This window comes from Salinicoccus sp. HZC-1, from assembly GCF_046736035.1.
Taxonomy (GTDB): Bacteria; Bacillota; Bacilli; order Staphylococcales; family Salinicoccaceae; genus Salinicoccus.
Window position 1 is genome coordinate 208,896 of record NZ_CP177130.1, and the last position, 15,939, is coordinate 224,834.

The 15,939-nt window shown below is 42.8% G+C and carries 30 protein-coding genes; 29 read left to right on the forward strand and 1 reads right to left on the reverse strand.

All coding sequences use genetic code 11. The features are described from left to right. Positions 1-83: 83 nt before the first annotated feature. Positions 84-887: a PepSY domain-containing protein gene (locus tag ACKRAT_RS00990; RefSeq protein WP_411843260.1), complete on the reverse strand. Its 804-nt coding sequence runs from the start codon at positions 885-887 to the stop codon at positions 84-86. A gap of 151 nt (positions 888-1,038) precedes the next feature. Between ACKRAT_RS00990 and ACKRAT_RS00995 the strand changes: the two genes are divergently transcribed. The 29 genes from ACKRAT_RS00995 (at position 1,039) to rpsK (ending at position 15,884) form a co-directional block, all read left to right on the forward strand. Continuing rightward, on the forward strand, positions 1,039-1,677 hold the full coding sequence (locus tag ACKRAT_RS00995) for a YczE/YyaS/YitT family protein (RefSeq protein WP_411843261.1): 639 nt from the start codon (positions 1,039-1,041) through the stop codon (positions 1,675-1,677). A gap of 36 nt (positions 1,678-1,713) precedes the next feature. Continuing rightward, positions 1,714-3,048 (forward strand): NCS2 family permease, encoded by a 1,335-nt coding sequence (locus ACKRAT_RS01000; RefSeq protein ID WP_411843262.1) that lies wholly within the window; start codon positions 1,714-1,716, stop codon positions 3,046-3,048. A gap of 325 nt (positions 3,049-3,373) precedes the next feature. Next, positions 3,374-3,682: a 30S ribosomal protein S10 gene (gene rpsJ / locus ACKRAT_RS01005; protein ID WP_411843263.1), complete on the forward strand. Its 309-nt coding sequence runs from the start codon at positions 3,374-3,376 to the stop codon at positions 3,680-3,682. A gap of 23 nt (positions 3,683-3,705) precedes the next feature. Further along, positions 3,706-4,368 (forward strand): 50S ribosomal protein L3, encoded by a 663-nt coding sequence (gene rplC, locus ACKRAT_RS01010; protein ID WP_411843264.1) that lies wholly within the window; start codon positions 3,706-3,708, stop codon positions 4,366-4,368. 25 nt (positions 4,369-4,393) lie between these two features. Continuing rightward, entirely contained in the window at positions 4,394-5,017 is a 624-nt protein-coding gene (gene rplD / locus ACKRAT_RS01015; protein WP_411843265.1) for a 50S ribosomal protein L4, read from the forward strand. Then, positions 5,017-5,289, forward strand: coding sequence for a 50S ribosomal protein L23 (rplW, locus tag ACKRAT_RS01020; protein ID WP_411843266.1), 273 nt, complete (start codon positions 5,017-5,019; stop codon positions 5,287-5,289). Before rplD ends, rplW begins: the two co-directional genes overlap by 1 nt. A 35-nt stretch (positions 5,290-5,324) precedes the next feature. After that, positions 5,325-6,161: a 50S ribosomal protein L2 gene (rplB, locus tag ACKRAT_RS01025; protein ID WP_411843267.1), complete on the forward strand. Its 837-nt coding sequence runs from the start codon at positions 5,325-5,327 to the stop codon at positions 6,159-6,161. A gap of 57 nt (positions 6,162-6,218) precedes the next feature. Further along, complete coding sequence (gene rpsS, locus ACKRAT_RS01030; RefSeq protein WP_411843268.1) at positions 6,219-6,497, forward strand: 30S ribosomal protein S19; 279 nt, start codon at positions 6,219-6,221, stop codon at positions 6,495-6,497. Between the two features lie 30 nt (positions 6,498-6,527). Then, on the forward strand, positions 6,528-6,911 hold the full coding sequence (gene rplV, locus ACKRAT_RS01035) for a 50S ribosomal protein L22 (protein ID WP_411843269.1): 384 nt from the start codon (positions 6,528-6,530) through the stop codon (positions 6,909-6,911). Between the two features lie 22 nt (positions 6,912-6,933). Then, positions 6,934-7,578, forward strand: a complete 645-nt coding sequence (gene rpsC / locus ACKRAT_RS01040; protein ID WP_411843270.1) for a 30S ribosomal protein S3 — start codon at positions 6,934-6,936, stop codon at positions 7,576-7,578. 16 nt (positions 7,579-7,594) lie between these two features. Next, positions 7,595-8,029 carry a 50S ribosomal protein L16 gene (rplP, locus tag ACKRAT_RS01045; protein ID WP_411843271.1) on the forward strand — a complete coding sequence of 145 codons (435 nt, stop codon included), beginning with the start codon at positions 7,595-7,597 and terminating at the stop codon, positions 8,027-8,029. Beyond that, positions 8,019-8,228: a 50S ribosomal protein L29 gene (gene rpmC, locus ACKRAT_RS01050; RefSeq protein WP_411843272.1), complete on the forward strand. Its 210-nt coding sequence runs from the start codon at positions 8,019-8,021 to the stop codon at positions 8,226-8,228. The genes rplP and rpmC overlap by 11 nt, the downstream gene beginning before the upstream one ends. A gap of 22 nt (positions 8,229-8,250) precedes the next feature. Beyond that, positions 8,251-8,514, forward strand: a complete 264-nt coding sequence (gene rpsQ / locus ACKRAT_RS01055; RefSeq protein ID WP_411843273.1) for a 30S ribosomal protein S17 — start codon at positions 8,251-8,253, stop codon at positions 8,512-8,514. Positions 8,515-8,543: 29 nt separating this feature from the next. Then, on the forward strand, positions 8,544-8,912 hold the full coding sequence (gene rplN, locus ACKRAT_RS01060; RefSeq protein ID WP_411843274.1) for a 50S ribosomal protein L14: 369 nt from the start codon (positions 8,544-8,546) through the stop codon (positions 8,910-8,912). A gap of 30 nt (positions 8,913-8,942) precedes the next feature. Then, positions 8,943-9,275 (forward strand): 50S ribosomal protein L24, encoded by a 333-nt coding sequence (rplX, locus tag ACKRAT_RS01065; protein ID WP_411843275.1) that lies wholly within the window; start codon positions 8,943-8,945, stop codon positions 9,273-9,275. A 25-nt stretch (positions 9,276-9,300) separates the two neighbouring features. Beyond that, on the forward strand, positions 9,301-9,840 hold the full coding sequence (rplE, locus tag ACKRAT_RS01070; protein WP_411843276.1) for a 50S ribosomal protein L5: 540 nt from the start codon (positions 9,301-9,303) through the stop codon (positions 9,838-9,840). 19 nt (positions 9,841-9,859) lie between these two features. Next, the gene (locus ACKRAT_RS01075; RefSeq protein WP_017547659.1) at positions 9,860-10,045 is read left to right on the forward strand and encodes a type Z 30S ribosomal protein S14; all 186 of its coding nucleotides are present in this window, start codon (positions 9,860-9,862) and stop codon (positions 10,043-10,045) included. A gap of 29 nt (positions 10,046-10,074) precedes the next feature. Continuing rightward, the gene (gene rpsH, locus ACKRAT_RS01080; protein WP_411843277.1) at positions 10,075-10,473 is read left to right on the forward strand and encodes a 30S ribosomal protein S8; all 399 of its coding nucleotides are present in this window, start codon (positions 10,075-10,077) and stop codon (positions 10,471-10,473) included. A 26-nt stretch (positions 10,474-10,499) separates the two neighbouring features. After that, positions 10,500-11,036, forward strand: a complete 537-nt coding sequence (gene rplF, locus ACKRAT_RS01085) for a 50S ribosomal protein L6 (RefSeq protein ID WP_411843278.1) — start codon at positions 10,500-10,502, stop codon at positions 11,034-11,036. Positions 11,037-11,061: 25 nt separating this feature from the next. Beyond that, positions 11,062-11,424: a 50S ribosomal protein L18 gene (gene rplR, locus ACKRAT_RS01090; RefSeq protein WP_411843279.1), complete on the forward strand. Its 363-nt coding sequence runs from the start codon at positions 11,062-11,064 to the stop codon at positions 11,422-11,424. A 21-nt stretch (positions 11,425-11,445) separates the two neighbouring features. Next, positions 11,446-11,946 carry a 30S ribosomal protein S5 gene (gene rpsE / locus ACKRAT_RS01095; RefSeq protein ID WP_411843280.1) on the forward strand — a complete coding sequence of 167 codons (501 nt, stop codon included), beginning with the start codon at positions 11,446-11,448 and terminating at the stop codon, positions 11,944-11,946. Between the two features lie 16 nt (positions 11,947-11,962). Continuing rightward, entirely contained in the window at positions 11,963-12,142 is a 180-nt protein-coding gene (rpmD, locus tag ACKRAT_RS01100) for a 50S ribosomal protein L30 (protein WP_411843281.1), read from the forward strand. Between the two features lie 27 nt (positions 12,143-12,169). Further along, a complete protein-coding gene (gene rplO, locus ACKRAT_RS01105) occupies positions 12,170-12,610 on the forward strand; it encodes a 50S ribosomal protein L15 (protein WP_411843282.1) in 441 nt (146 codons plus the stop codon). Then, positions 12,610-13,908 (forward strand): preprotein translocase subunit SecY, encoded by a 1,299-nt coding sequence (gene secY, locus ACKRAT_RS01110; protein WP_411843283.1) that lies wholly within the window; start codon positions 12,610-12,612, stop codon positions 13,906-13,908. Before rplO ends, secY begins: the two co-directional genes overlap by 1 nt. Before the next feature lie 12 nt (positions 13,909-13,920). Next, positions 13,921-14,568, forward strand: coding sequence for an adenylate kinase (locus tag ACKRAT_RS01115; RefSeq protein ID WP_411843284.1), 648 nt, complete (start codon positions 13,921-13,923; stop codon positions 14,566-14,568). A gap of 152 nt (positions 14,569-14,720) precedes the next feature. Then, a complete protein-coding gene (infA, locus tag ACKRAT_RS01120) occupies positions 14,721-14,939 on the forward strand; it encodes a translation initiation factor IF-1 (RefSeq protein ID WP_017547668.1) in 219 nt (72 codons plus the stop codon). 30 nt (positions 14,940-14,969) lie between these two features. After that, positions 14,970-15,083: a 50S ribosomal protein L36 gene (gene rpmJ, locus ACKRAT_RS01125; protein WP_016911114.1), complete on the forward strand. Its 114-nt coding sequence runs from the start codon at positions 14,970-14,972 to the stop codon at positions 15,081-15,083. Between the two features lie 23 nt (positions 15,084-15,106). Next, complete coding sequence (gene rpsM, locus ACKRAT_RS01130) at positions 15,107-15,472, forward strand: 30S ribosomal protein S13 (protein ID WP_411843285.1); 366 nt, start codon at positions 15,107-15,109, stop codon at positions 15,470-15,472. A 22-nt stretch (positions 15,473-15,494) separates the two neighbouring features. Continuing rightward, on the forward strand, positions 15,495-15,884 hold the full coding sequence (gene rpsK, locus ACKRAT_RS01135; protein WP_411843286.1) for a 30S ribosomal protein S11: 390 nt from the start codon (positions 15,495-15,497) through the stop codon (positions 15,882-15,884). The last annotated feature ends 55 nt before the right edge of the window (positions 15,885-15,939 follow it).

Sequence of the window (15,939 nt, forward strand, 5' to 3'; positions counted from 1 at the left end):
ATAAATGACTCATGACATTTTTTGAACACTCTGCATGAAGAAACCAGGGCAGATGCCCTGGTTTCTTCCATATTATTTAAATGTTAATCATCATCGTCGTCAGATTCATTTTCAAGAATATCGCCTGATTCAGCATCTATCTTAATGTCTGCATCCCCATTATCAGTATTTTTAAGCTCAATTTCATATTCTAAAGTCCCGTCATCCTTATCCAGGGACCAGCCTTCAATTTCCCCGTTGCCGCCTGCTTCACCAATGGCTGTCTGCACTGCTTCTTCAGCGGGGAGAGCATCTTCATAATTGAACTGGTCTTCTGTGTCGTCATCATCATCTGTGTCAGTGCTTTCATTAACAACAGAGAGATCATCTATAGAGAGTAGGACTTCGTGTTCTTCACTGTCTTGTTCCAAATCTACCTTATATACCCATTGGTTATCCTCATTATCCAATTCTACCTGAATGAGTTCGCCTTCGAAAATCTCCTCGGCAGCATCTACTGCTTCCTTGGCATCATGACTGATATCTTCCTGTGTGATGGTGTCGCCGGAGCTGCCGTCCGCTTCTTCTCCTGATTGGTCTTTGGATGCATTGCTTCCTCCATCGTCTCCGTTACCTTCGCTGACTTCTTCGCTGTCACTCATTGCTTCATCCGCGCCGGCATCGTCCACACTCTCGTCATTTTCTGTATTTCCTTCAGAAGATGAATCCTCTGTAGTTGCTTCGCCTTCTGAATTACCTTCCGAGCCGGAATCCTCCACCACCTGGTCGACTTCTGTCGACTCTGTATTTTCAGCGTTTTCTCCGCCGTCCTCTCCGCCATTGCCGCATGCCGCAATGACTATCCCGGCAGAGAGTACTACGCTTGCCAGTTTATATCTATGTTCCATTTTTACCATCTCTCCCACTTTTCATCTAGTTAATATCCAAATTCCCGATGTCACACAATTTAAACTCGGACTGGTTAATAAGCCCCGTATTGCATTTTTCTTCATCAAAGCGTAAACTATTTGAGATATGATAGGTGGAGGTGGTGTCGAATTGAAAAAGAATCTGGCTAAGCGCTGGCTCTTTTATGTTGTTGGTCTGGTCATTCTTGCTTTGGGTATTGCATTGACAATTAAAGGCCGTCTCCTTGGTCTTGCTTCATGGGATGTTCTCCATTACGGTTTGTGGCAGACATTTGGGCTCACGATTGGATCTTGGGCAATCATTACCGGTGCAGTAATTGTATTTCTTACCGCTCTCGGGACGAAACGCTGGCCGAGGATAGGGGTCTACATCAATATGGTGGCCATTGGTGTATTCATCGATATCTTCAACTGGCTGCTTCCTGAAGTGAGCGGCTGGGTGGCCCATTCACTTATTTTTGCGCTTGGTCTTTTTGTTATGGCTTTTGGTGTGGCTTTCTACATTACGCCGAACCTGGGGGCCGGGCCGCGTGACACACTGATGCTGGTTTTGGTTGAAAAATTCAATATGAAATTATCAATGGCCCGCAATGTGATGGAACTTGGCGCAGCAGTCCTTGGCTTTATTCTCGGTGGCCCGGTCTTTGTCGGGACGGTTATTATCATCATTGCCCTGGGGCGCCTGATTGAAGTATTTTTACCAGTTACCCGCAGCCTTCTTGTGAAATTTCTCGGAGAAGATGATCCGGACATCATTAAAGTAATCTAGCCGTTACGTTATTCTAATGAAAGAATGGAGATAGTTATGAAAAAGTATTTTGATTTTGAAGGCAATGGTACGAATTACCGTCGCGAAATCATTGGTGGACTGACGACTTTCCTATCAATGGCATACATACTTGCAGTTAACCCATCCGTACTCTCCCTGCAGGGAGTGGAAGGCATTCCTGATTCTATGAGAATGGATATGGGTGCGGTGTTCGTTGCAACAGCTCTTGCGGCATTTATCGGCTGTATGATCATGGGGCTGTTCGCAAAATATCCGATTGCTCTGGCACCGGGCATGGGACTGAACGCATTCTTCGCATTTACTGTTGTACTTACAATGGGCATTCCCTGGCAGACTGCACTGACGGGTGTTTTATTCTCAGGAGTGATTTTTGCACTTTTAACAGTTACCGGTTTACGTGAATACGTCATTAATGCCATACCGATGGAAATGAAAATGGCAGTGAGTGCGGGTATTGGTTTCTTCATTACATTTGTCGGCCTGCAGAGTTCAGGCATCATTACGATGAATGAAGCAACGCTTGTAGGACTGGGGGCGACTCATGACCCGAAAGTACTGCTTGCAATCGGCGGTTTGATCATAACGGTTATATTGATGGCTAAAAAGGTTCCGGCGGCAATATTCATCGGTATGATTATTACGGCTTTAGCCGGGCTGTTTCTGGGGCTTGTTCCGAAGCCGGATGGTATCGTTGGTGCTGTTCCGAGTATGGAACCTACTTTCGGTGTTGCGTTTGATGCATTCGCAAATCCGGGGGAATTCTTCAATGTACAATTCCTAGTTGTTGTTTTAACATTCTTATTCGTAGATTTCTTTGATACAGCAGGAACACTTGTCGGAGTTGCCAGTCAGGCGAACATGATTAAAGATAATAAACTCCCACGAGCAAACCGTGCATTACTTTCTGATTCAATTGCCACCATTACAGGATCTATCTTCGGGACGTCCACAACGACCTCCTATGTAGAGTCGACGGCGGGAGTCGCCGCAGGAGCGAGGACCGGTTTCGCCAGTGTAGTGACAGGTGCCTTATTCCTGCTTGCGATTTTCCTGTCACCATTGATTGTGACATTTACTTCTGAAGTCACTGCGCCTGCACTCATCATTGTCGGTGCTTTAATGGTCTCGAATTTATCCAAAGTCAGATGGGATCAATTCGAAGTGGCCGTACCGGCCTTCCTGACGATGTTCATGATGCCGTTAACTTACAGTATTGCGACAGGTATCGCGATTGGTTTCGTGTTCTATCCGATTACTATGATTATGGCGGGCAGAAGAAAAGAAGTTCATCCGATGATGTATGCTCTGTTTGTAATCTTCATACTCTACTTTATATTTATGACGGAATAACTTAAAAATCATATTGTAAATTGTAACTTAATATTGTATAATGGACCAGGTTATGAGAAATCCATGCCAAAGAGTGAAAAAATCTTGTATTATCTCTTGATTTTTTCACTTTTTTCATGTATTATATCTAACGTTGGACTTAAATGAGCGCGGTATGAGCGTTCAGGTTAAAAACACGTCACTTACATAGGTGGCATGCGTTTTTAGTATCGAAGAAGCGAGAGGTTACTGACACGCCCGGCCGCTTTGCCATGGCTAACGTGACAAGAGAATTTTCGTGGAGAAGTCTATCAATCAATGATGACGACCAGAAGGAGGTTAAATAATGGCAAAACAAAAAATTCGTATTCGTTTGAAAGCTTATGATCACAGAGTGCTTGATCAATCAGCGGAAAAAATTGTAGAAACAGCTAAACGTTCAGGTGCGGACGTATCAGGTCCAATCCCGTTACCAACTGAAAAAACTGTTTATACAGTTCTCCGTGCGGTGCACAAGTACAAAGATGCACGTGAACAATTTGAGCAGCGTACACACAAACGTCTTATCGACATTGTTAACCCTACACCGAAAACAGTTGATGCCCTCATGGGACTTAACTTACCATCAGGTGTAGACATCGAAATTAAACTATAATATAGCAGGAGGTGCGACTTTCGATGACCAAAGGAATCTTAGGTAAAAAAGTGGGTATGACTCAAGTTTTCGGTGAAAACGGCGAGCTTATCCCTGTAACAGTAGTAGAAGCAGCAGGCAACGTAGTGTTGCAAAAGAAAACAGAAGAAACTGATGGATACAGTGCAGTTCAAATCGGTTTCGACGACAAGCGTGAATTCTTTGACGGAGCTAGATCAAAGAAATACGCAAACAAGGCTGAGACTGGACATGCTAAAGCATCCGGCAAAGCCCCTAAGCGCTTCGTACGCGAATTCAAGAATATCGCAGCAGATGAATTCGAGGTAGGTCAAGAAGTCACTGTAGATAAATTTGAAGCAGGCGACTTTGTAGATGTGACAGCAACATCTAAAGGTAAAGGTTTCCAAGGTGCGATCAAGCGTCACAATCAAAGCCGCGGACCAATGAGTCACGGTTCACGTTTCCACAGATCTCCAGGTTCAATGGGGATGATGAGTGACCCGGCGCGTGTATTCAAAGGTAAAAAACTGCCTGGCCGTATGGGTGGAGACACTGTAACACTGCAAAACCTAGAAATCGTTAAAGTGGATGCAGAGCGCAACGTTCTACTTATTAAAGGTAACGTTCCCGGCCCACGTAAAGGATATTTAAAAATCGCTACAGCATTTAAAAAAGGTGTTAAATAATAGACAAGGAAGGAGGATTTAACACATGGCAAGCTTAGATGTTTTATCAAAAGAAGGTACTAAAGTTAATTCTATAGACCTTAACCAAGAAATATTCGGCATCGAACCAAACCAACATGTTTTATTCGAAGCTATAAACTTACAACGTGCATCACTTCGTCGTGGAACGCATTCTGTAAAGAACCGTTCAGCGGTACGTGGTGGCGGTAAAAAACCTTTCAGACAAAAAGGTACAGGTAACGCGCGTCAAGGTACAATCCGTGCGCCGCACTATCGTGGCGGTGGAGTAGTATTCGGACCAACTCCTAGAAGCTACTCTTATAAAATGCCTAGAAAAATGCGTCGTCTGGCACTTCGTTCAGCGCTTTCCGCGAAAGTGAACGAAGAAACACTCACAGTAGTTGAGAACTTCACGCTGGATGCACCGAAAACAAAAGATTTCCTGACAATCCTGGAAAATCTTGAAGCAAGCAAAAAGGTACTTCTTGTACTTGAGAACGAAGATGTAAACATCGAACTTTCATCTCGTAACCTGCAGGGCATTACTATTTTAACGCCTCAGCAGCTTAATGTACTCGACATCCTTTCTGCTAACCGTGTTATTTTCACTGAAGGTGCTATCAATAAAGCAGAGGAGGTGCTTCTGTAATGGATGCACGCGATATTATTAAACGCCCGGTGGTCACTGAGCGTTCTGCTGACCTGATGTCTGTCGATAAGTACACTTTCGACGTTGATGTCAAAGCTAACAAGTCACAAGTAAAATATGCGATCGAAGAGATCTTCGACGTAAAAGTTGAAAAAGTGAACATTATGAACTATAAGCCGAAGAAAAAACGCATGGGGCGTTACACCGGCTACACTAAGAAAAGAAGAAAAGCAATTGCAACATTAAAAGAAGGCTCAATAGAAATCTTCTAGTTTGAGCTGATATACCATTAAGGAGGTAAAACGAGATGGCGATTAAAAAATACAAGCCAACCACTAATGCTCGTCGTAATATGACTGGTTCCGACTTTGCAGAAATCACAACGACAACGCCGGAACGCTCATTATTACAGCCGCTTCCGAAAAAAGCGGGACGTAACAATCAGGGTAAATTGACAGTTCGTCATAAAGGTGGCGGACACAAGCGTCAATACAGAGTGATTGATTTCAAACGTATCAAAGATGGTGTGCCAGGCCGTATATCTACTATAGAATATGACCCGAACCGTTCAGCAAACATTGCACTTGTTGTGTATGCAGATGGTGAAAAGAGCTACATTATTGCACCTAAAGGTGTAACAGTAGGATACGAAATTATGAGTGGACCTGATGCAGATATCAAAACAGGTAATGCATTGGCACTTACTGATATTCCGGTGGGTACTACAGTACACAATATCGAACTTAAACCAGGAAGAGGCGGCCAGTTAGTAAGATCTGCTGGTGCAAGCGCTCAAGTGCTTGGTAAAGAAGGTAAGTATGTACTTGTAAGACTCCGCTCCGGAGAGGTACGTATGATTCTGGCAACTTGCCGTGCGACTATCGGTGCTGTTGGTAATGAACAACACGAACTTATCAATGTTGGTAAAGCAGGTCGCTCCAGATGGAAGAGACAGCGTCCAACAGTCCGTGGTTCTGTAATGAACCCTAACGACCACCCACACGGTGGTGGTGAAGGCCGCGCTCCAATCGGACGTCCATCACCTATGTCACCATGGGGTAAACCAACTCTTGGTAAGAAAACTCGTAGAGGTAAGAACCGTTCAGATAAGATGATCGTAAGAAAACGTAAGAATAAGAAATAAAGTAACCATGGTGTGCGGATAACAAATCCGCACGCATTATTGGAAGGAGGCGCCTAAATGGCTCGCAGTCTTAAAAAAGGACCTTTCGTTGACGGACACCTTATGAAAAAAGTTGAAACGAACAATGAAAGCAAAAAGAAAAGTGTAATCAAAACATGGTCACGTCGCTCTACTATCTTCCCTAACTTCATCGGTCACACGATCGCTGTATATGATGGACGCAAACACGTGCCGGTCTATGTTACAGAAGATATGGTCGGACACAAACTTGGAGAATTCGCTCCAACAAGAACGTATAGAGGTCATGGAAACGACGATAAGAAAACAAGAAGATAAGTTAAAGACGGTATAAAAGGAGGAACGAAGATGCAAGCGAAAGCAGTTGCTAAAACAGTTAGAATTGCTCCCCGCAAAGTAAGAATGGTATTAGACCTTATTCGCGGCAAAGAAGTTGGAGAAGCAATCGCAATTCTTAACCTGACTAATAAAAGAACATCGCCGGTAGTTGAGAAAGTTCTCAAATCAGCCGTAGCGAATGCTGAACATAACTATGACATGGACATCGACGGCCTGGTTGTATCTGAAGCATACGCTGACGAAGGTCCAACATTGAAACGTTTCCGTCCCCGTGCACAAGGGCGCGCTACAAAAATCAATAAGCGTACTAGCCACATCACAATTGTAGTTTCAGAACCTGTGAACGAAGAAGTAGAAGAAACTGAAGAAAACAAAGTGGAAGAGAACGCATAACAACCACAAGGAGGGAATTAATTTGGGTCAGAAGATAAATCCTATTGGACTTCGTACAGGCATCATCCGTGACTGGGAAGCAAAATGGTATGCAGACAAAGACTTTGCAGACCTGTTGCACGAAGACCTTAAAGTCCGTGAATATATCGAAAACAATCTTAAAGACGCAGCTGTTTCCAAAGTGGAAATTGAACGCGCTGCTAACCGTGTGAACATCGCACTTCATACAGGTAAACCAGGTATGGTAATTGGTAAAGGTGGTAGCGAAATCGACAAACTTCGTACTGCTCTCAACAACCTCACTGGTAAAAAAGTTCATATAAATGTAATTGAAGTTAAAAAAGTGGATATGGATGCTAAATTGGTAGCAGAAAGTATCGCACGTCAGCTTGAAAATCGCGTATCTTTCCGTAGAGCTCAAAAACAAGCATTGGGAAGAGCAGTCAAAGCTGGAGCTAAAGGTATTAAAACACAAGTTTCTGGTCGTCTAGGCGGCGCAGACATCGCACGTTCTGAAGGTTACAGTGAAGGGACAGTTCCACTGCACACACTTCGTGCTGACATTGATTATGCACATGAAGAAGCAGATACGACATACGGTAAACTCGGTGTCAAAGTATGGATCTATCGTGGAGAAGTTCTTCCTGTTAAAACTGACAAAAAGTAAAGGAGGAAATTGACAAATGTTATTACCAAAAAGAGTGAAATACCGTCGTCAACACCGTCCGGATACAAAAGGACGCGCAAAAGGCGGAACAGAAGTATCATTCGGCGAATACGGCCTGCAGGCTACAACAACAGCTTGGATCACTTCAAGACAAATTGAAGCAGCGCGTGTCGCTATGACTCGTTATATGAAACGTGGCGGTAAAGTATGGATTAACATCTTCCCGCATACTCCATATACTAAGAAACCAATGGAAGTACGTATGGGTTCAGGTAAAGGCGCAGTAGAAGGCTGGGTCGCAGTAGTAAAACCTGGTCGTATTATGTTCGAAGTTGCAGGTGTGGAAGAAGAGGTAGCTAGAGAAGCGCTTCGTCTTGCTGCTCATAAACTGCCAGTAAAAACAAAAATCGTTAGACGTGAAGAATTAGGTGGTGATACGAATGAAAGCTAAAGAAATCCGTGATTTGACAACTTCCGAAATCGAAACAAACGTTAAAGACTTGAAGGAAGAACTCTTCAACCTACGCTTTCAGCTAGCAACAGGCCAGCTAGAGAACACTGCTCGTATCAAAGAGGTTAGAAAAACTATCGCAAGAATGAAAACAACTATCCGCGAGAGAGAACTCAGCGAAGCTAAAGCAAACCAGTAATTTATAGAGGGAGGTTCAAACAGTGGAAGGTAAAAACGAACGTAAGTTTTATCGTGGCCGTGTAGTGTCCGACAAGATGGACAAAACAATTACGGTAGTGGTAGAAACTCAAAAAAGACACCCTATCATTGGTAAACGTGTTAAATATTCTAAAAAATATAAAGCGCATGATGAAAATAATTCAGCGAAAATGGGCGATATCGTAAGAATCCAGGAAACACGTCCATTGTCAGCGACTAAACGTTTCCGTCTAGTGGAAATCGTTGAAGAATCAGTCATCATTTAAACAATTGAAGGTAAAGGAGGTCCATTCGCATGATTCAACAGGAATCCCGCTTGAAAGTGGCAGATAACTCAGGTGCTCGTGAAGTGCTCACTATCAAAGTCTTGGGCGGTTCAGGCCGTAAGACAGCGAATATCGGTGATGTAATCGTTGCTACTGTAAAAAATGCAACGCCAGGTGGCGTTGTTAAAAAAGGTGAAGTAGTCAGAGCTGTAATCGTAAGAACTAAAACTGGCGTGCGCCGTGAAGATGGCTCTTACATCAAATTTGACGAAAACGCATGTGTAATTATCCGTGACGATAAAGGTCCAAGAGGTACACGTATCTTTGGTCCAGTGGCACGTGAATTGCGTGAAGGCAACTTCATGAAAATCGTTTCACTTGCACCAGAAGTACTATAATCCACATTTAAAAAAGGAGGTGCGATTCCCATGCACGTAAGAACTGGAGACAAAGTCGTTGTAATCAGTGGTAAAGATAAAGGTAAAGAAGGTACAATCCTAAAAGCAATCCCTGCTAAAGACCGTGTGGTTGTTGAAGGTGTTAACATGATGAAAAAACACTTGAAACCTTCTCAGACAAACCCTGAAGGCGGCATCCTCGAAACAGAGGCGGCTATCCACGTATCCAACGTAATGCACGTTGACCCTGAAACAGGCGAACGCACTCGTATCCGTCATGAAATTAAAGAAGACGGAACTAAAGTGAGAATTGCTGCAAAGTCCGGAAAAGAAATTCCGGCAGTAAAATACGAAAAGAACTAATAGTTAACGGAAGGAGGTCCATCCAATGGCACGTTTAAAAGAACGTTACAATGAACAAATTAAAAATGAACTAGTTAATAAATTTAATTATACATCCGTGATGCAAGCACCTAAAATCGAAAAGATTGTTGTAAACATGGGTGTCGGTGATGCAGTTCAGAACGCTAAAGTACTAGATACTGCAGTTGAAGAACTTGAAGCGATCACGGGTCAGAAACCTGTAATCACAAAAGCTAAAAAATCAATTGCTACATTCAGATTGCGTGAAGGTATGCCAATCGGAGCGAAAGTAACACTTCGCGGAGAAAGAATGTACGATTTTCTAGACAAACTGATCTCAGTATCCCTCCCACGTGTAAGAGACTTCAGAGGTATTTCCAAAAAAGCGTTCGATGGACGCGGCAACTACACACTGGGCGTAAAAGAACAGCTGATCTTCCCTGAAATTGACTACGATAAAGTATCCAAAGTAAGAGGTATGGATATCGTAATCGTTACAACTGCTAACACAGACGAAGAAGCTCGTGAACTGCTTACTCAGTTCGGAATGCCATTTCAAAAGTAAGTAATAAGGAGGCGAAATTGTGGCTAAAAAATCAATGATTGCTAAACAGCAAAAAGAACAAAAGTTCAAAGTTAGAGAATACACACGCTGCGAAAGATGCGGAAGACCACATTCAGTAATTCGCAAATTCAAGCTTTGCCGTATATGTTTCCGTGAACTTGCTTACAAAGGTCAGATCCCTGGCGTTAAAAAAGCAAGCTGGTAAGCGCCATAAATTGAAAGGAGGCACTTTAAATGACAATCTCAGATCCAATTGCAGACATGTTGACACGCATTAGAAATGCGAACATGGTTAGACATGATTCTTTAGAAATCCCTGCTTCAAACATCAAAAAAGAAATCGCTGAAATTCTTAAAGCAGAAGGATATATTAAAAATGTAGAATATATCGAAGATGACAAGCAAGGCGTTATCCGTGTATTCCTTAAATACAGCAGCAAAAACGAAAAAGTTATCACTGGTTTGAAACGTATTTCTAAGCCTGGCCTTAGAGTATATGCTCAAAGAGAAGAACTTCCTAAAGTCCTTAACGGCCTTGGAATTGCTCTTGTTTCAACATCAGAAGGTGTGCTTACAGATAAAGAAGCACGTAAGAGAAATATCGGCGGGGAAGTACTCGCATACGTTTGGTAATGAATTAACAGGAGGTGCAAAACTAAATGAGCCGTGTAGGTAAACGTATTATAGAAATTCCAAGTGATGTAACACTCACTATTGACGGATCTACTGTAACTGTAAAAGGTCCCAAAGGTGAACTCGTAAATACATTTGACGAAGAAATGACTTATAATCTGGAAGATAATACACTTCAAGTTGTAAGACCAAGTGATTCCAAAAATCATCGCACGATCCATGGTACAACCCGTGCACTCATCAACAATATGGTTGTTGGTGTATCTCAAGGCTTCACTAGAGAGCTTGAGCTTGTAGGTGTAGGTTATCGTGCACAAATGCAAGGTAATAAATTGGTACTAAGTGTTGGGCTTTCTCACCCGGTTGAATTTGAACCTTCCGAGGACCTTTCCATTACAGTGGATGGTAATACGAATGTTAAAATCGAAGGCATCAACAAGGAATATGTTGGAGCATTAGCTTCAAAAATCCGTGCCGTACGTCCACCTGAACCTTACAAAGGAAAAGGTATCCGTTACAAAGGCGAAGCAGTTCGTCGTAAAGAAGGAAAAACTGGTAAATAATAAATAAAGTGAGGAGTGAACATCAATGATCGCTAAAATTGACAAAAATAAAGTGCGTCAAAAAAGACATCAGCGAGTGCGTAACAAACTTTCCGGCACAGCCGAAAGACCGCGTCTGAACGTTTACCGTTCAAACCAGCACATTTATGCACAAGTGATTGATGACAGCCAGCAAGTTACATTGGCCAGTGCTTCTACAAACGATCCTGATTTCAAAGGTGAAGTCGGTTCTAACGTAGACGCTGCTGCTGAAGTAGGCGCGCTCATAGCAAAACGTGCTAAAGATAATAACGTTGAAAATGTAGTATTTGACCGTGGAGGCTATCTCTATCACGGACGTGTTAAAGCATTAGCAGAAGCTGCACGTGAAAACGGTCTGCAATTCTAATCGAAGGAGGGAAATTCATTTATGGCTCGTAGAGAAGAAAAAGTACAGGAATTCGAAGAGCGAGTGGTTACAATCAACCGTATCGCGAAAGTTGTAAAAGGTGGTCGTCGTTTCCGCTTTTCTGCACTCGTTGTAGTTGGCGACAAAAAAGGCCGCGTAGGTTTTGGTTCAGGTAAAGCCCAAGAGGTACCTGAAGCTATTAAGAAAGCAATCGAAGCTGCTAAAAAAGATCTCGTTGAAGTACCATTGGTAGACGGTACTATTCCACACGAAATCATCGGACGTTTCAGCTCCGGTAGAGTATTTATGAAACCAGCCGCTCCTGGTACAGGTGTTATCGCTGGCGGACCGGTTCGTGCGGTACTGGAACTTGCAGGTGTAACAGACATCCTCAGCAAGTCTCTTGGTGCGAACACTCCAATTAATGTTGTACGCGCGACAATGACAGGACTTTCTGAACTGAAAAGTGCAGAAGAAGTTGCTAAATTGCGTGGTAAATCAGTAGAAGAGCTACAAAACTAAGGAGGGAAACACAGATATGGCAAAAATTAAAATCACCCTCACAAAAAGTTTGATCGGCAAACCTGAATCTCAGAGGAAAACAGTTGCTTCACTTGGTTTGAAGAAAACGAATCATTCCGTAGAGCATGAAGATACACCTCAAACTAGAGGACAGGTAGCAAAAGTCAGCCACTTGGTTACAGTCGAAGAAATTTAATGATATTATAAAATAGGAGGTGCGAACATGAAACTACATGAGATGAAGCCGGTAGAAGGCGCTCGTAAAAACCGTAATCGTGTTGGACGTGGTATGTCTTCCGGTAACGGTAAAACAGCCGGCCGTGGACATAATGGACAAAACTCCCGTTCCGGCGGTGGCGTTGGCCTGACGTTCGAAGGTGGACAACTTCCATTATTCCGTAGAATTCCTAAACGTGGATTCACGAACATCAACCGTAAAGAATACGCTGTTGTAAACTTAAGCGATCTTAACCGTCTTGAAGACGGTGCTGAAGTTACTCCAGCATTGCTGAAAGAAAATGGCATTGTTAAAAATGAAAAATCTGGTATCAAAGTCTTAGGCAATGGTGCTCTTGAGAAAAAATTAACAATTAAAGCTCATAAGTTTTCTGCTTCAGCTGCTAAAGCAATTGAGGAACAGGGCGGAAGCTACGAGGTGATCTAATGATTGGCACGCTCTCCAATTTTTTCAGGATCAAAGAAATTCGCAATAAGATTCTATTTACTTTGGCGATGCTAGTCATCTTCAAAATCGGCACCTATATTCCGGTCCCAGGTGTGGATCCGGGCGTGTTCGATATGGGAGCGGGTCAGCAGGGCGTCCTTGATTTAATGAATACCTTCGGTGGTGGAGCATTAATGAACTTCTCGATTCTTGCTATGGGTATTATGCCCTACATTACAGCTTCAATCGTAGTACAGCTCCTTCAGATGGATATTGTACCGAAGTTTGCTGAATGGGCGAGACAAGGAGAAGTTGGTCGTCGAAAGCTGAGTCAGTTTACACGTTATTTCACCATCGTTCTTGCTTTTATACAATCTATTGGAATGTCCTTCGCATTTAACCAAATGTTTGACGGCAGTCTGATAGATGACAACAGCATCGGATCATATCTTTTAATTGCACTTGTACTTACTACAGGTACTGCGTTCTTAATGTGGCTGGGTGAACTCATTACTTCACATGGTGTGGGTAATGGTATCTCCATAATCATATTTGCGGGTATCCTCGGAGTAATTCCAAATGCGATTATCCAACTTTACCAGCAAAGATTTGTTGGTGCAGATGATACAACTATGGCTGTATTGCAAATGGTTGCACTCTTTGTATTCCTGCTCTTGATTACGGCATTTGCCGTGTTCATACTGCAGGCTGTACGTAAGATTCCAGTCCAGTACGCAAAACGCCAGCGAACTTCATCTACTCTAGCACCACAATCAACGTTCTTGCCGTTAAAAGTTAACCCGGCAGGAGTAATCCCGGTGATTTTCTCGATGGCATTCTTCATGCTGCCGCAGACACTGACATTATTCTTCCCGGATCAAAACTGGGCACAGACAGTGGCAAGGTTTGCAGATCCGTCAGATTGGTTTGGCATGATTTTCTATGTTGTGCTGATCATAGCATTTACGTACTTCTACTCATTCGTACAGGTTAACCCTGAAAAGATGGCAGATAATCTTAAGAAACAGGGAAGCTACGTACCCGGGATTCGTCCAGGTAAAAATACTCAGGATTACATCACATCCGTGCTGTACAGACTCGTATTCGTAGGTTCACTATTCTTAGCAGGCATTTCCATTCTGCCACTGCTTATTACGAAATTTATGGATCTGCCGCAGGCAATTCAAATTGGAGGTACGAGCTTACTGATTGTTATCGGTGTTGCATTAGAGACTATGAAACAATTGGAAGCACAGGCAAACCAAAGAGAATACCGCGGTTTCAGAAAACGTAGGTAGGAGGAAAAGCGTATGAATATTATATTGATGGGACTTCCTGGTGCCGGAAAAGGCACACAGGCTTCCAAGATTATAAAGAAATACTCGATCCCTCACATTTCAACTGGTGACATGTTCCGTCTTGCTATCAAGAACGGAACAGAGCTCGGCAAAGAAGCGAAGTCCTATATGGACAATGGCGAGCTGGTTCCAGATGAGGTAACAGTCGGTATCGTTAAAGAACGTCTGAGCCAAAGTGATGCGAAGGATGGCTTCTTATTGGATGGCTTCCCGCGCACAGTGGAACAGGCTGAAGCTCTAAACAAAATCATGGAAGAATTCGATACGAAAATCGACAAGACGATTAACGTAGAAGTGCCTGAAGAAGAGCTGATGAACCGTCTAACGGGTCGCCGCATCTGCGAAGTTTGCGGAACGACTTACCATCTGGTGTTCAACCCGCCTAAACAGGAAGGGGTTTGTGACCTGGATGGTGGAAAACTGTATCAGAGAGAAGACGATGATCCCGAAACAGTGGCAAATCGTCTTGAAGTGAACATTAAACAAACAGCACCTTTACTTGATTTCTATGAAAATCAAGGGGTACTGGTCAATGTTGATGGATCCCGAGATATCGATGAAGTGTTCAAAGATATTGATGAAATTTTGCAGGACTTATAAAGATATTCACCTCTTCAGACACTTTAGGTGAATGTTATTCGTCTCACAACGAAAAATACCCGGGTTCAATATTTAACGTTAAGTGTATGTCCAATCTTCACCTGAAGTGAATTTCTAATAGGGATTAGAAGACTGTAAAGGGGGAATTTAAATTGAGTAAACAGGATGTTATTGAACTAGAAGGTACTGTACTTGATACTTTACCAAATGCAATGTTCAAAGTTGAACTTGAAAATGGACATGAGATTCTCGCTCATGTTTCAGGTAAAATCCGTATGAATTATATACGTATTCTTCCTGGCGATAAAGTAACAGTTGAAATGTCACCGTATGATTTGACACGGGGCAGAATCACTTATCGTTTCAAATAATGGACTCCATATTCTAAGGAGGTAATACACATGAAAGTAAGACCATCAGTAAAACCAATCTGTGAAAAATGCAAAGTAGTCCGCAGAAAAGGCAAAGTTATGGTAATCTGTGAGAACCCTAAGCATAAACAGAAGCAAGGCTAAAATTTAAACGGAGGTGTAACAATATGGCTCGTATTGCAGGAGTAGACGTACCACGTGAAAAACGTGTTGTAATCTCACTCACTTATATTTACGGTGTTGGTAATTCCAGATCTGCAGAAATCCTTGAAAAAGCAGGTGTTTCACAAAGCACTCGCGTAAGAGATTTGACTGAGGACGAATTAAACAAAATCCGTGAAGTCGTTGACAGCTACAAGATCGAAGGAGATCTTCGTCGTGAACAAAACCTCAACGTTAAACGTTTGATGGAAATCGCATCTTACAGAGGTATTCGCCACCGTCGTGGACTGCCGGTTCGTGGACAGCATACAAAAAACAATGCTCGTACGCGTAAAGGTCCAGTAAAAACTGTTGCGAATAAGAAAAAATAATTAGGGAAAAGGAGGAGAAACAATGGCTCGTAGACAACAAACACGTAAACGTAAAGTGAAAAAGAATATTGAATCCGGTGTGGCTCACATCCGTTCAACATTCAATAACACAATCGTAACTATTACAGACGAATTCGGTAATGCATTGTCTTGGTCATCAGCAGGTGCCCTGGGCTTTAGAGGTTCCAAGAAATCTACACCTTTCGCTGCGCAAATGGCTTCAGAAACAGCTTCAAAAGCAGCTATGGAACATGGTCTCAAAACTGTTGAAGTTACAGTAAAAGGACCTGGTTCAGGCCGTGAATCAGCTATCCGTGCACTTCAATCTGCAGGTTTAGAAATCACAGCAATCAGAGATGTCACTCCTGTACCACACAATGGCTGCCGTCCACCTAAACGTCGCCGCGTATAATTTGCTGGTCACAGGAACGCTATTCATGTAATGTAAATACATGATTGCATAATAT

Bases quoted from the DNA above. Each gene is read 5' to 3' on its own strand.
- rpmD (WP_411843281.1), top strand. From the start codon at position 11,963: ATGGCAAAAATTAAAATCACCCTCACAAAAAGTTTGATCGGCAAACCT.
- rpsS (WP_411843268.1), top strand. From the start codon at position 6,219: ATGGCTCGCAGTCTTAAAAAAGGACCTTTCGTTGACGGACACCTTATG.
- rplP (WP_411843271.1), top strand. From the start codon at position 7,595: ATGTTATTACCAAAAAGAGTGAAATACCGTCGTCAACACCGTCCGGAT.
- rplR (WP_411843279.1), top strand. From the start codon at position 11,062: ATGATCGCTAAAATTGACAAAAATAAAGTGCGTCAAAAAAGACATCAG.
- rplF (WP_411843278.1), top strand. From the start codon at position 10,500: ATGAGCCGTGTAGGTAAACGTATTATAGAAATTCCAAGTGATGTAACA.
- ACKRAT_RS00990 (WP_411843260.1), bottom strand. From the start codon at position 887: ATGGAACATAGATATAAACTGGCAAGCGTAGTACTCTCTGCCGGGATA.
- rplB (WP_411843267.1), top strand. From the start codon at position 5,325: ATGGCGATTAAAAAATACAAGCCAACCACTAATGCTCGTCGTAATATG.
- rplC (WP_411843264.1), top strand. From the start codon at position 3,706: ATGACCAAAGGAATCTTAGGTAAAAAAGTGGGTATGACTCAAGTTTTC.
- rplD (WP_411843265.1), top strand. From the start codon at position 4,394: ATGGCAAGCTTAGATGTTTTATCAAAAGAAGGTACTAAAGTTAATTCT.
- rpsH (WP_411843277.1), top strand. From the start codon at position 10,075: ATGACAATCTCAGATCCAATTGCAGACATGTTGACACGCATTAGAAAT.
- rpmC (WP_411843272.1), top strand. From the start codon at position 8,019: ATGAAAGCTAAAGAAATCCGTGATTTGACAACTTCCGAAATCGAAACA.
- rplO (WP_411843282.1), top strand. From the start codon at position 12,170: ATGAAACTACATGAGATGAAGCCGGTAGAAGGCGCTCGTAAAAACCGT.
- rplW (WP_411843266.1), top strand. From the start codon at position 5,017: ATGGATGCACGCGATATTATTAAACGCCCGGTGGTCACTGAGCGTTCT.
- rplX (WP_411843275.1), top strand. From the start codon at position 8,943: ATGCACGTAAGAACTGGAGACAAAGTCGTTGTAATCAGTGGTAAAGAT.
- rpsK (WP_411843286.1), top strand. From the start codon at position 15,495: ATGGCTCGTAGACAACAAACACGTAAACGTAAAGTGAAAAAGAATATT.
- rpsM (WP_411843285.1), top strand. From the start codon at position 15,107: ATGGCTCGTATTGCAGGAGTAGACGTACCACGTGAAAAACGTGTTGTA.
- rplV (WP_411843269.1), top strand. From the start codon at position 6,528: ATGCAAGCGAAAGCAGTTGCTAAAACAGTTAGAATTGCTCCCCGCAAA.
- ACKRAT_RS01000 (WP_411843262.1), top strand. From the start codon at position 1,714: ATGAAAAAGTATTTTGATTTTGAAGGCAATGGTACGAATTACCGTCGC.
- rpmJ (WP_016911114.1), top strand. From the start codon at position 14,970: ATGAAAGTAAGACCATCAGTAAAACCAATCTGTGAAAAATGCAAAGTA.
- ACKRAT_RS01115 (WP_411843284.1), top strand. From the start codon at position 13,921: ATGAATATTATATTGATGGGACTTCCTGGTGCCGGAAAAGGCACACAG.
- rpsJ (WP_411843263.1), top strand. From the start codon at position 3,374: ATGGCAAAACAAAAAATTCGTATTCGTTTGAAAGCTTATGATCACAGA.
- rplE (WP_411843276.1), top strand. From the start codon at position 9,301: ATGGCACGTTTAAAAGAACGTTACAATGAACAAATTAAAAATGAACTA.
- secY (WP_411843283.1), top strand. From the start codon at position 12,610: ATGATTGGCACGCTCTCCAATTTTTTCAGGATCAAAGAAATTCGCAAT.
- rpsE (WP_411843280.1), top strand. From the start codon at position 11,446: ATGGCTCGTAGAGAAGAAAAAGTACAGGAATTCGAAGAGCGAGTGGTT.
- rplN (WP_411843274.1), top strand. From the start codon at position 8,544: ATGATTCAACAGGAATCCCGCTTGAAAGTGGCAGATAACTCAGGTGCT.